We start from the raw sequence: 14561 nt of genomic DNA on the forward strand, positions 1-14561 counted from the left end.
TGGGCATCCTTCCCATTTCCAGGAATTTATTTGGGCAAATTAGTTAAAAGGGGCATTTGTGATGAAGCCAGGATATTTATCGCTGCGTAATCTTTCTAAACATTTTGGGAAGCAAACTGCGTTGCAGGAAATAAATTTAGATATTCATCAACATGAGTTCATCTGTCTGTTAGGACCTAGCGGCTGCGGCAAAACAACGCTGCTGCGTATCCTTGCGGGGCTAGAAAAAGCGGATCGGGGACTTTTGACCATTGGTGGAAAAGATATCACTTCTGTACCCGCCGGAAAACGGAACTTCGGAATGATGTTTCAATCGTATGCCTTATTCCCTAACTTATCGGTTTCCGAGAATATTGCGTACGGACTTCGCAATCGTTTAACCAGGTCTCAAATTGCGGATCGTGTAGATGAACTGCTTGGATTGGTGGAGTTAAGAGATCAACACCATAAAGTACCTGCTCAATTATCGGGAGGCCAACAACAGCGGGTTGCTCTCGCACGGGCACTCGCATTTTCGCCGGATTGTTTGTTGCTGGACGAGCCATTATCCGCCCTTGATGCCAAGGTTCGTGTCAAGCTGCGACGTGAAATTTGCCGTCTGCATAAACAATTCGGCATGACGACAATTATGGTGACGCATGATCAAGAGGAAGCTTTAACTATGGCGGATCGCATTGTGGTCATGAACCAATCGCGAATCATTCAAGTCGGCACTCCAAATGAAGTATATGAAAGCCCTAATAGTCCCTTTGTAGCTGATTTTATTGGAGCAGTAAGCTTTATCGAAACGGATAAGGGAAAACAAGGGAACGCTATATTGGCTATTCGTCCAGAGCATGTTCAATTGGTTCGTGAAGGTCACGAGAAAGGCAGACAGGGTATCGTACGGGAATTCGAATATCGAGGGACTCACTACCGTTTGGTTCTAGAATTATTAGATCATCAGGATACCCCTCTTCAACAATTCCTTACCGTTGATCTGCCAACGCAAGCTATGGTGACCTTTAATATCAAACCTAATCAAAAGGTAACGTTCAACTTACCACATGAACATGTTATTCGGTTTGATGCGGTATCGAATAGTGCGGTTGGATGAGGAGGTAATTGGTCATGCAAATGTGGTTAAAACGTATACGACCGAATTCTAACGCATGGAGTCAAAACGGGTTCATTTTAATAATGACACTCACCTTAATAATGACGATCCTGCTGCCGCTTGGGGAACTCGTGATGAAAGCCGTAAGTAATCAAGAAGGACATTTTATTGGAATAGCCAATTTCGCCAAATACTTCTCGACACCGTCTTTAGTCACTTCGTTATGGAATTCCATTAAAGTTTCATCGATTACGACCGTAATCGCAGTGACGCTTGGATTCGGGTTTGCTTATGCGCTTGAGAGAAGCGGGATCCGGGGGAAATGGTTTTTTCGATCCATAGCGCTGCTGCCGCTTTTTGCGCCTTCGATGCTCCACGGATTAGCGTTAATCTATTTATTTGGCAATCAAGGCTTGATTTCTACCGGGTTCTTCGGTGTGCTGCCTGAAATTCGCATTGAGATTTATGGACCGATAGGGATTGTTCTATCCGAAATTTTATACACCTTTCCACAAGCATTTCTTATCCTCTCCGTTGCTCTTGCGAGCTCGGATTATCGATTATATGAAGCAGCGGAAACCCTAGGCGCCTCGAAATGGCGTACCTTTTGGACGGTTACCGTGCCAGGTACCAAATTTGCACTCATTAGCACGATTTTTGTTTGTTTTGTCCTGACGTTTACAGATTTTGGGGCACCCAAGGTTGTAGGTGGACAGTACAATGTTCTTGCTACCGATTTGTTCAAGCAAGTGATTGGGCAACAAAACATGCAAATGGGGGCTGCTGTTGGTGTGCTGCTGTTAATTCCTGCCGTATTTTCGTTCATTATAGACCGAATTTCACAACGAAAACAGAGTGGGTGGCTTAGCGCGAAATCAATGCCATATCGAATTGAAGAAAACAAGCTGCGTGACGGCCTTCTATACATGCTTTGTTCAATTGTATCAGCTGCCATTCTTAGCATTATTCTTGTGGCCATCTATGGGTCGATAGTGAAAGTATGGCCTTATAACTTACAATTCTCTTTCACTCATTATGATGGTTTTTTTGACGGGACGGGACCGTTTGTTAACAGTTTGGTCATTTCGGCTAGTGTTGCGTTAATTGGCACTGTAGTTACATTTATGTTTGCCTATCTCATTGAAAAGTCGCGTGGTTATGTAGTATTGCGCAATGCCGCTTATTTGTTATCCATGCTGCCGCTCGCATTGCCAGGATTGGTATTAGGTCTCATTTATGTATTCTACTTTAATAATCCGAATCAACCCTTAAATGGGCTATACGGTACCATATGGATCGTAATCATATGTAATATTGTACATTTTTATTCGGTTTCGTTTTTAACGATGACCTCGGCACTTAAGAAGCTTGATAGTGAGTTTGAGGCAGCATCAGAAACGATGAATGTACCGTGGTATCGGACACTGCTCAGGGTGACGGTACCGATGTCACTGCCGAGTATTTTGGAGATCTTTATCTATTATTTCATCAACAGCATGGTTACGGTGTCAGCGATCATCTTTTTGTATGCGCCGGACTTGAAACCGGCTGCCGTGGCGATTGTTAACATGGAGGATTCAGGGGATACAGCTCAGGCGGCGGCCATGTCGCTGCTGATCATACTGGCGAACCTGATTATGCGTACCGTTGTGATGTTGTTGTCTGGAAAGATTCGTCGGCGAACGGAAGCACTACTGGTTAGGAAAAATAGTTAGTATTCACTTAAATGATGATCTCAGGAGCGATGGAAATGTCAAATTTGATAGTTAACAATAGACGCTATTCTGTGAAGGGAATTTTATTTGATAAGGATGGGACACTGCTTGAATTTATTAGTCTTTGGGGATATTGGAGCGAGTCGTTACACCGTCATTATTCAAGTAAAGTGTTGTCCGTAGGAATTATTGGAGTCATCGAACCCATCTCAGTTTTGTGGGGAACGGTTCATGATGCCGACGGACATATCTCCAATTACAGTAGAAACGGTCCATTGGCCATGGGTTCGAGTGGAGACTTACTCGCCATATTGGCATGGCAAGGCTACCGACTAGGACTTCCTTGGAGTGAATCCATGCGGTTTGCAAGGGAAAGCAAGCGTTTGGCGGATGAAGAAACGGAACAGGTTCGTCCGGCTTATCCGCTGCCAGGAGTTATTGACTTTTTGAAGCAATGCCAGGATCAAGGAATACCCATTGGTATTGTAACGGCCGATGATACAGCGGAAGCGGAAAAACACCTGCAATGGATGGGAATCCGTCAACTATTTAAAGTTATTATAGGGAACGATCAGGTGAAACAAGGGAAACCTTTTCCAGAAATGGTGCATAATGCTTGCTTAAAACTCGGTTTAGCACCTAATCAGGTGGCCTTGATTGGGGATACGAATAGCGATATGCAGATGGGAAAATCAGCAGGGGTTGCAGTTACCATAGGACTAATGAGTAAAGATACTGAACAGTCCGACGACCTCTTTCTTAAAGATGCCGACATGTACGTCTCCACGTTCTCTGAACTTTACTTGGAGGAATCATGAAGATTGAGAGTGGTTTGGGATGGATACTTTTAATACTTGCCATCTTCTTCGAGTTATCGGGTACGACGTCAATGAAGTTATCCGAAGGTTTTACTCGATTTTGGCCGTCTATTTTGATGTTTGTTTTATATGGCTGCAGCTTTACTCTGCTTAACTTTGCACTGACCTACATCGAAGTCGGTATTGCTTATGCGATTTGGTCGGGCGTCGGTATAGTTCTTATTACGCTTGTAGGATTTGTGCTTTTCAAGGAATCATTCGATATAACCAAATTGGCTTGGATGTCGCTCATCGTTATCGGTGTCATTGGCTTGAAGTTAAGCAGTAAGGCTCATTGAAATGTCGGATTGCAACCTCATGGTTACAATAAATAAACCCGCATTTTACATGTAGTTAACCTATTGATCGCGAGTTTAAAATACAAAATTTAAACGCGAAAATCGCTGTTTGAGAGAATTGTTGGGAGGTGGTGCTTACGGATTGAAATGGCCTTTATTTATCGCATCAGACTTTTTCGATCATCATTGTTTGTTTAAAAAACTAAAGTATGGAGGTTTTCTGTAGTGAAAAGAATTTTATCCTTAACCCTCATATTAATGATGTTATTCGGTACGGTATCGGTCACCGCAGCATCAGAAAATGACGCAAATGCCAACCCCCTTATTGCATCGGTTAAATTCGATAATAATTTAAAGGACGATGCAGATCCAGAGCATCCGTTGATAGCAAAGGGAAATTATAGTTATGTAGACGGTGTATTACCCGGGACCAAAGCTCTGCACTTAGAAAGCGGAAACGGCAATTATGCCAGCATGACGCGTAGCTTGAATTTTGGTGAAGACAGTTTTACCACATCCTTCTGGTATAAGGGTGACACTAAGAATAATCAGGTCATATTATCGAACAAGGATTTTAGTAACGGCTCTAACGCAGGCTGGGCGATTTATACATCAGCCAATTCGGTCAACATGAATTTTGGATTCCCGAATGCAAAAGTAAAGAACATTTCCTTTGGGCGCAACACGTTTGATGCTTCCGATTGGCGTTACGTGACATTTGTTGTAGACAGAGATAAAATGCTCGCGTCGCTTTATATTGATGCTTACAAAATGGCTGAAACTACGCTGAGGTACGGATCTTTAGATACGTCGAACCCATTAAATATTGGTAGTGACGGATTGGGCAACCTCGGCGGAAATTCATTCGATATCGCTGATCTAATGATTCGGAAAGGCGTAATTAGCAGTGATGTCGTTCAAGCGAATTATAATAGTTACGCTGGACATAAAGTAGATATGAACGCACTTGACGACGCAATATCAAAAGCAAACACAATAATATCAGGAGGTCTCGGCAACGGCTTCAGCCAAACCGATTTTGATTATTTAAAAAAGGTTTTAAATTATGCAAATACGGTTGCAACAACACAAAAAGTAAAATTTTATACACAGGAAACCATCAATTATTACGAACGTGAACTCAACAATGCCATATTCATCTATCAAAAAAGTAATAAAACATTAACTCCCCCTGGTTTAAATATAACGGTGAACAGTGACACGGAAATCAGTGGTAATCCGGCAGCAATTGCGCGCGTGGAAGAAGATTTCAGAAAAGCAATGGGCGTATTCCCGCAGGCCGATGTCATGTTGATTCCTGGCGACGTTACCGGCGGTAACCAAGCCAGTGAGTATGTGTGGATGGGTGAGCTTACAAAAGTACACCAAAAACTTAAAGGTGAGGGTGTATTTAACAAGACTGAGTTATTAATGGTAAGAGGCAACCATGATATGGGCGGCGCCGAAAACTTAATACCTATCGGTTCGGCAGGCGCGTGGAACGAAACTACGCAATCGTTCGATAACAATTTCTTTAATAATGCTTATCGTGTCAAGGTAAAAGGATATAACATTGTAGGTTTTGACGCAAATTATAACAACCAAAATACGGTGGGAAAAACTAATAATTTCCTCAATACCATCACAAAAGAAGCGGATTACGATCCAACCAAACCGATATTTGTCATGTCTCACTACCCGATAAGCGGAACCGTGTGGTCTGAGAGATGGAGCAGCGCGGGAAGTAATGCTGTAGGTAAATATATAGCCGACAATAATTTGTCGCAGGTAGTCTATTTTTCAGGCCATACACAATACGACCCGACCGATGAACGCTCACTCTATCAAGGTTCGGCTACGTATCTCGATTCTGGTGCGTCGTCATATTCCAGTTATATTGATCCTGGGCCATACGGCGGTTATATAGAAGGCGCGTATATTAATTATCATACCACGCCTCGCATCGTGAATTTCTTAGAGGTTTACGGTCCGAAAATTATCATCAAACAGTATAACTTAAGTACAAACGAATTTGTAGGCATCCCTTTTGTAGTAAACGCTGGTAGTGGCAGAAATGCCTTTACGTATAGCAAGAACGATATTAGAGAACTCATACCTCCGCAGTTTGATGAGGGAATTACTGTTGATTCCATGAAGAGCAGCGAAGTTAATTTTACAATGAAGCAAGCAAATGATAATGTACGCGTTCTGGAATATAATGTTGAGCTTCTCAACAAGCTCACCGGGGATGTGGACAAATCGTTCAACAGCCTTTCGCTGCCGCTAGACAAGCCATTCGATGTATACAGGCAATATAAGATAACAGGGTTATTGCCGAAAACGCCATATCTGCTCAGGGTGTTCGCTGCGGATTCCATGTATAACCGTTCGTCGCAGGACATTGACATTATAACTGAGGGTGCGAAATTAAATAGTATCACTGCGCCGGCATCGGTATCTGCGAATAACGGAACGGCCAAGACAGCGGAAGCTCTTGGATTGCCCAACAAAGTAATTCTTGCAACCGATGGAGGAAATGTAGACGCAAGTGTGAAGTGGGATTTAAGCGGCATTAGCTACGATCCGGCTATCAAGACGGTGCAGACCTTCTCGGTGCCAGGGACCGTAACCCTGCCTCTCGGAGTTGAAAACCCGAACAGCGTTCCATTGACAACAAGCATTAACGTAACTGTTCAAGCAGCTGGAGTAGCTGCCGGCCCAATAACACTAGACAAATCTCAATACATCCAAGGGGAAGCCATTACCCTATCCTATACTGGGGCAGCGTTAAACGGGAAAGATTGGGTCGGCATCTACAGAACCGGAGCTGTTCCTCCAGGTGCCGGTGTATCTTTGATATGGAGTTATTTAAAGTCTGGATCCGGAAAAGTTAGTTTAAACAATGGACTGGCCCCTGGCACTTATGATGCACTCTTTTTGCTCAATGACGGTTATACGGTAGTGGATCGCAAGACATTCCAAGTCGTTCAATCTGTGACGTTAAAGAACATAACAGAGTCCGCAGCCATCCAGGGATTGGCCAACGGAACAGCAAAGACGGCAGAAGCCCTTGGCTTGCCTTCCACTGTAGTTCTGGTTACCGATGCAGGAAGCAAGAATGCCAATGTGACATGGAATGTAGGAGCTTCGAGCTATGATCCAGCTCAAAAGACAGCACAGACCTTTACTGTGAATGGAACTGTAACCTTGCCTGCAGGTGTGGCAAATCCGAACAATGTAACATTGACAACAAGCATCAGCGTGACTGTGCTGCCGGCGCCAGCAATGCCTCAGTCTACATTGACAGGTTTACAGCAGGTGGCCCCTGGCCAAACATTCGATGTAATGATGGGATTAAGCAACGTCACGCAAAGCGTATACCAGCAAGTGTATGGGCAAGATTTGACGCTTCACTATGATCCGTTGAGTTTACAGTTCAATTCGGTTACTTCATTAAAAGAAGGATTTAAAGTCATCGATCAAGAGGAGAAGGTGCCTGGACAAGTCCGGATTGTGGCTGCTAGCGTGGGAGAGAACTTGTTTGCCCAAGGCGATCTGCTCTCATTCCAATTTACGGCCAAATCTGTGACTCAGGCAACCTATATGACGACAATTTCTGTCGACAATGTTGTGATTGCCAATATACAGGGGAATGAACTGCAGGTCGGCGGAGCCTCCCACGAGATACAAATTCGTATACCTGTAGACAAGTCACTTTTGACTGCTTTGATCGCAAACGCTCAGGCTAAGTACAATGCAGCAGAGGAAGGCAATGGAAACGGCCTGTATGCGATTGGAGCCAAAGCGCAATTACAGTCGGCGATCGTCACGGCCAATGCGATAGCAAACGATCCGAATGCCACTGGGCAGCAGGTGGATAGTGCCAAAGCAGCATTGGACACAGCAATACAAGTGTTTGAAACGAAGAGAATAAACGCAGATATCAATGGAGGCGGTGTCTCTATTGGAGACTTGGCTATTGTTGCAGGAAATTACGGCAAACAACAAGGTCAGTCGGGTTGGAATGTGTTAGCGGATGTAAATAAAGACGGCAAGGTTGGTCTTGAAGACCTTGCAATCGTAGCTTTAGCGATGTTTAAGTAAAATAACAAGGAATATTGTTGAATGAAAAGTTGAATTGATCGTATTAGCAAAATTGATGATTGATCGGCAATGAAATGGGGGGGAGAGCTTATCTCCCCCTTCTGTCGCCGATATGGCCAATTATACTAACAAATTTTTGAAAGGGCGGATTACTTTGATGTTAAAAAAACTTCTCGCGTTCAGTCTGACGTTGCTTTTGACCGTGTTCATGATTCCGCAGTCCTTTATACATGCAAACACAAACACTACCCCGAGCTTTTTACTTTCCATCACGAAACCAAGCATATCGGCGGGTGAAAACTTTGAAGTGAAGGTAGAAGGAAAACAATTAACCGATATGTACGCATTTGAAGTCAATTTATCGTTTGATACAAGCCGTTTAGAGTTTCTTAAAAATGATTTTCAAAGTAGCGGCTTTACAGTCGGACCTTATGTGGATGGGAACAAAATTCAAATCGCATATACGCAACAAGGCAACACTCCTGGCCAAAGCGGCGATGTAACGCTGGCTACGCTGCCATTTCATGCGGTAAGGCAGGGATCGGCCGAAATTGTACTGGACAGTGTAAAACTGATGAAACGGGTGGATTCGAAATTATTGACTGAATTTTTTCCAGTCAATAGTAAGGTAGTGGCTGTAATACAAGCATCAAACGGTAATGAGGTCAAAATTCCCGCTGTGCCTGCAGGTTTGACAGCTACAGCAACAAGTACCTCACAGATTAACGTAACTTGGAATCATTCAAAAGATGCAACGGGTTATGACCTGATGGTAGACGAAGTTGTTCAAATGGACAGATCAAGTCCGTTCGCACACACAGGTCTTGAAGCAGGCTCAACCCATACTTACAAGGTGAGGGCAAAGAATTCGGCAGGAGACAGCGAATGGAGTACACCGGTAAGTGCAAGCTCTCAGAGCGGTACATCATCTCCCGACGGTCCCAAAGATCCAAAAGATCCAAAAGATCCAAAAGATCCAAAAGATCCTAAAGATCCTAAAGATCCTAAAGATCCTAAAGATCACAACAATAAACCTTCGGTTAACGCATTCAATAGCGATATTGTCAATGAGATTAAACTTGTTAATTCGATCTCTTCCAGGGTAGCCAAAGCCAAGAAAGCTGATGAAAAGGTTGAACTGGCTGACATTAATGGACACTGGGGCGAAAAAACCATAAATACGTTTGTGAAACTTGGCGTTATTGATGGTTATGAGGATGGAACATTCCATTCGGATGGTCAAATTACACGTACCGAGTTTGCAATGATCATCTCGCGCGTATTCGAAATCAACGGCGGCGCCAATCAGTCGGTTGCTCTGAACGATATTGACAGCCACTGGGGTAAAGATGCCATTGAGAAACTCGCTAGCGCAGGAGTGATTGCCGGATATGGAGACGGGACGTTCAAGCCGGACAAAACGATCAGCCGTGAAGAAATGGTCATAATATTATCCCGTATTGTGGACTTAAGTAAAGTGGAAAAAGTTACTTCCAAAGGCACTTTTACGGATATAGCAAGCGCAAGCTCTTATGCAGCAAATCCAATCAAGGATGCAGCAGAAGCGGGTATCATCAGCGGCAAGGGCAATGGCTTTTTTGATCCGCAGGGCAGCTCCACACGTGCGGAGGCACTTACGATCGTATTGAATGTATTGAACCTTAACCCTCAAGTAAAAACACTCTTGGACAGCTTGAACTAAGTCGAGCAATATGTTCAAGTTGCAGAATGAACGGTCGTGATCGGATAAACTAAATTGCAGATTATAATACTTGCATCTCATGAAAAGAGGTTCCGCTATGAAACAGCGTTCATTCCTATCCTTGTTCATAATCACGATCTTATTATTTTTTGGGAATGCCACAACTTCATTTGCGCATTCCGAAAGTATGGGGTACTCGGCGATATACGTTAAAGGGAACGAGATTAACTATGAGCTATTTCTTGATCAACGAGATCTGCTTGTGCAATTTGATACCAACAAGGATAATAATCTGGAGAACGAGGAACTGCCTTCGCAAAAGGAAGGAATCGAATCGTTTTTACAGAAAGATATTAGGATAGATGTGGATTCGAAACCCTTGACGATGGAATTGCTTTCGATGAACGTGGCAACAAAGGGTTCCACAAGAGGCGTAGTGTTTCAATTAAGGTTAACCGCCGATGAAGCGATCGAACAATTTACTATTCATTACAATCTGGTGTTTGAAGATGCGCCTATGCATAAGAGTATGCTCTCGGTCCATTCAGGGGAATTTTTCTATCAGGATATTCTTGATATCAATAGAAAAGATATTCAGATAACTTTACCTCAGCCAGAGATTGGCTCCTCTGCTCAGCTCGAGATTGGCTCCGTCCTGTGGAAATACTTTGTACTTGGAATCGAACACATTTTGACAGGTTATGATCATTTGCTGTTTTTATTATCCTTAGTATTAATCGCATCCCGCTACAAGGATGCTTTGACAATTGTTACTGCTTTTACAATCGCCCACAGCATTACACTATTCTTGGTGGCGTCGGGCCGTATCCATGTCATCTCGTCTTGGGTCGAAGCGTTGATTGCGGTGACGATCTGTTACGTGGCCGTGGAAAATATGGTTGTTCAAAAGGCGAAATGGCGGTGGGTAATGACAGCCATATTTGGCCTGATTCACGGTATGGGCTTCGCCGGGGCTTTGGCTGAAACAGGACTTCCAAAGGGCAATCTGATTGGCACGCTCCTGACGTTCAATTTAGGTGTAGAAACGGGCCAACTGATGGTCTTATGCCTAGTACTGCCCCTCTTGATTTGGCTGCGAAGATTCCCGTGGTATCGTAAAATGATGATTTTTACGTCTTGCCTTATTTTCATACTGGCATTTTATTGGTTGATTCAAAGATTGTAATTAGGCTATTAATTGATCAATACGAGAGTTAGCGGTATTTTTGCTAGCTCTTTTTATTTTGCGTTTCTAACCAATTCGTAGTCCCATCTCGATTAGGTTTCCTATAATTCATAATATCTTAATGTGCAGTTTACAGTGTGTTGATGAATTGCAGTAAAATTTTGTGTACAATTTTATTAGAACGATTGAAGAAAATCGAACGAAATTGGCATTGTATCGAGGATGTTATTTATTCGATCAATAGTAATTGAACGAATCTGTGAAAATATGATAATGAGGTGAGCGAAAATGAGTTCCAATCCATTCGAAACTTTTCTGAAGAACAACAATCGATTCCGTACATCCATCCTATTCATTGCTTGTTTGGCTTTTTTCATTATGACAGGCTTTACTGGACCGGCGGCGTCCACAGATCAGTCCATTCCTAAAGAGCAGGGGAACATGGTTGATTTAAAAATTATGACATTTAACATCTATTTAGGGGGGGGGAAAGTTTCCTTTGACCAAACAGTAGCGGCCATTAAGGAGGCCGGAGCCGATGTCGTCGGAATTCAAGAAGGACAATTAAGCATTCCCAAGCTCGCCGAGAAACTCGGTTTCTACTACGATGAAAGTCAGGAGATTATTAGCCGTTATCCCATTATTAATTCGGGGCACCCTGACTATGTCTATATCGAAGTAAAGCCGGGCAAGGTTGTGGCTATGAGTAATGTACACCAACTGGCTTACCCGTACGGACCCTATGATATTCGGGATAAAAAGAGTGTTGAGTACGTCATGCAGAACGAAAGAACCTATCATATGAAAGAAATGGAGAGCAAATTTAAAGAGCTGCCGAAACTGGCGAAGGAAGGAATCCCTGTTTTCCTGACAGGCGATTTTAACGGCGCGTCACACTTGGATTGGATTGAGAGTACCAAAGCTAGCCATTTCGGTACAACGGTAACATGGCCGGTATCGAAGGAGCTGGAACAGTTGGATTTCCGCGATACTTATCGTGAAATTCATCCGGATCCGTCCAAGCATCCGGCCTTTACATGGACGCCTGTCCCTTCCAAAAATGAGGTACACGATCGAATCGATTTCATCTATGCCGCGGGACCTTCTGTTACGGTGAACAGTCAAATCGTAGGTGAGGACGGGCCGTATACCGACATCAAGATTATGCCATGGCCGTCAGACCACCGCTCGGTCGTATCCACTTTCCGTACAGAGCTGGCGCAGAAGCCGGAAAAATTGGATTTGGCAACTTCGTTAACGACGGTTAAGTCGAAATACGTGAAAGGCGAATACGTATCCCTTCAGTATTCTGATTTATTCGGCCCGAACAATTGGGTAGGGATCTACCCGACGGGGACTGAGATCAAGCCCGATAGTAAATCAATCGACAAGCAGCCTGCGAGGAATGACAATGGCAAATTAACATTCACTTCTGCCAATCTGGCTCCCGGAACTTATGACGCCGTATTGCTATATAGCAACTTGAATAAAACCCGTAATAAAGAGCTTACCCGCACGACCTTTACAATCGTTGCACCAACAGGCGATATGAAGCCGCCAGTGAATTTGGCATTAAACAAAACAGTAACGGCAAGTAATTATTATCAAAATAATGCGACTTACGGCCCGTCAAAGGCCCTGGATGGTTCTTTCACTACAAGGTGGGCAACAGATACGGGGACGTCTAGTGCGACATTGGACGTGGATTTTGGAGCCAATACGACTTTCAATCAAATTGTTTTTAAGGAATATCAGGATGAGGGTAATCGGATAACGGGCTATAAGATTCAATATTGGGACGGTTCCAAATGGGAGAATGCCTTTACGGGTGGTACGCCTTTGTTTATAGAGAAAGATACCTTCGAACCAGTAACGGCGAGTAAAGTAAGGCTTTACATTACGAGTGCTACGACTTCTCCGTCTATTTGGGATTTTGCAGTGTATAACATGGATACCATTGCTCCGACGGCTTCTGTAAGCTACAGCAATGTCAATCCCACAAACCAAGACGTTGTGTCAACTATAACCCCTAGCGAGCCGGTAACCATCACGAACAACGGCGGTTCTGCTAGCTATGTGTTTAGTGAGAACGGAAGTTTCACGTTTGAATTTATTGATGCAACATTTAACACGGGTAGCGCTATAGTTACTGTGGCTAACATCGACAAAGTTGCGCCTACGGCAACAGTTGCTTACAATACAACAACGCCAACCAATCAAGATGTAGTTGCAACCATTACACCAAGTGAAGATGTAACGATTACCAATAATAACGGTTCAACTAGCTTCTCATTTACGCAAAATGGCAGCTTTACCTTTCATTTTGTTGACGCAGCGGGTAATACAGGCTCGGTAATAGCTACTGTGGCTAACATCGACAAGACAGCTCCTCCGGCATCATCAAATGCGTTGTTGTCCAGCTTGTTAGTGGATCAGGGGACATTGACGCCAGCATTTACAGCAGCAAATCTGAACTATAGCGTGGATGTAGCTAATTCCGTTTCAAGCAGCAATGTTTATTTTGCCACAGCGGATTCCCATGCAACGTTTACCGTTTCGGGAGCGACTTACAGCTCCGTAACAGGAGCCGTTTACAACTCCGTAACCGGCAATGTGTATACATATAGCGCCGACAACTTACAGGTGGGCGCGAACCCGATTCAGATTAGCGTGACGGCTCAAGACGGAACCGGCAAGAAGACGTATACGGTAACTGTGAATCGTGCGACACCGGAACCGGAACCGACACCGGAACCGACGCCAACACCGGAACCGACACCGGAACCAGAACCGGAACCGACACCGACGCCAACACCGACGCCGACGCCTAAACCTACAAAACCCACGGTTGATGTATTCAATGGCGACACGGTTAATGTAATAAACTTGGTTAGTGCTATTGAATCCAAAGTCGCGGAAGCTAAGAAATTCAATGTAAAGGTTGAACTAGCTGATACAATAGGGCACTGGGCTGAAAAGACCATCGGTACGTTCGTTAAACTGCACGTTATCGAAGGATATGGGGATGGCACGTTCCATCCTGACGACAAAATCAAACGTGCGGAGTTTGCAGCGATCATCTCTCGCGTATTCAATATCAGCGGTGGTGCTAATCACTCCGTTGCACTGAACGATATTGGCAATCACTGGGCTAAAGACGCTATTGAGAAACTCGCTAGTGCAGGGGTACTTGCTGGCTTTGGAGACGGAACATTCAAACCGGACCAAACGATCAGCCGAGAAGAAATGGTCATCATCCTGTCCCGTATTGTGAACTTAAGTAAAGTGGAAAAAGATGCTTCCAAAGGCAACTTCACGGATATGGCAAGCGCAAGCTCTTATGCAGCTAATCTAATCAAGGATGCAGCAGAAGCTGGCATCATCGGCGGCAAGAATGATGGCGTATTTGATCCGCAGGGCAACTCCACACGTGCGGAGGCTCTTACGGTCATTCTGAATGCATTGAACCTTAACCCACAAGTAAAAACGCTCTTGGATAGCTTGAACTAATCTTCATAGAATCCTAAGCAGATCTGTCTGGTACTTGGACAGATCTGCATTTTTTTGTAAGTAATGGGATTCCTGTACCGTACGAATAAATC

General features: G+C 44.0%; 8 protein-coding genes. All 8 read left to right on the top strand.

What is annotated here, in order from left to right; genetic code table 11:
• Positions 1-61: 61 nt before the first annotated feature.
• Positions 62-1096, top strand: a complete 1035-nt coding sequence (locus AC58QC_RS07015) for an ABC transporter ATP-binding protein (protein ID WP_497414470.1) — start codon at positions 62-64, stop codon at positions 1094-1096.
• 14 nt (positions 1097-1110) lie between these two features.
• Positions 1111-2811: a putative 2-aminoethylphosphonate ABC transporter permease subunit gene (locus tag AC58QC_RS07020; protein WP_497414471.1), complete on the top strand. Its 1701-nt coding sequence runs from the start codon at positions 1111-1113 to the stop codon at positions 2809-2811.
• 35 nt (positions 2812-2846) lie between these two features.
• Positions 2847-3629 carry an HAD family hydrolase gene (locus AC58QC_RS07025; RefSeq protein WP_497414472.1) on the top strand — a complete coding sequence of 261 codons (783 nt, stop codon included), beginning with the start codon at positions 2847-2849 and terminating at the stop codon, positions 3627-3629.
• On the top strand, positions 3626-3967 hold the full coding sequence (locus tag AC58QC_RS07030; protein ID WP_497414473.1) for a DMT family transporter: 342 nt from the start codon (positions 3626-3628) through the stop codon (positions 3965-3967). The genes AC58QC_RS07025 and AC58QC_RS07030 overlap by 4 nt, the downstream gene beginning before the upstream one ends.
• 225 nt (positions 3968-4192) lie before the next feature.
• Positions 4193-8071 (top strand): cohesin domain-containing protein, encoded by a 3879-nt coding sequence (locus AC58QC_RS07035; RefSeq protein WP_497414474.1) that lies wholly within the window; start codon positions 4193-4195, stop codon positions 8069-8071.
• Positions 8072-8228: 157 nt separating this feature from the next.
• Positions 8229-9773, top strand: a complete 1545-nt coding sequence (locus AC58QC_RS07040; protein WP_497414475.1) for an S-layer homology domain-containing protein — start codon at positions 8229-8231, stop codon at positions 9771-9773.
• Positions 9774-9870: 97 nt separating this feature from the next.
• The gene (locus AC58QC_RS07045) at positions 9871-10959 is read left to right on the top strand and encodes a HupE/UreJ family protein (RefSeq protein ID WP_497414476.1); all 1089 of its coding nucleotides are present in this window, start codon (positions 9871-9873) and stop codon (positions 10957-10959) included.
• Positions 10960-11247: 288 nt separating this feature from the next.
• Entirely contained in the window at positions 11248-14469 is a 3222-nt protein-coding gene (locus AC58QC_RS07050; protein ID WP_497414477.1) for an S-layer homology domain-containing protein, read from the top strand.
• Positions 14470-14561: the final 92 nt, after the last annotated feature.

Source organism: Paenibacillus sp. J22P51 (assembly GCF_059692215.1).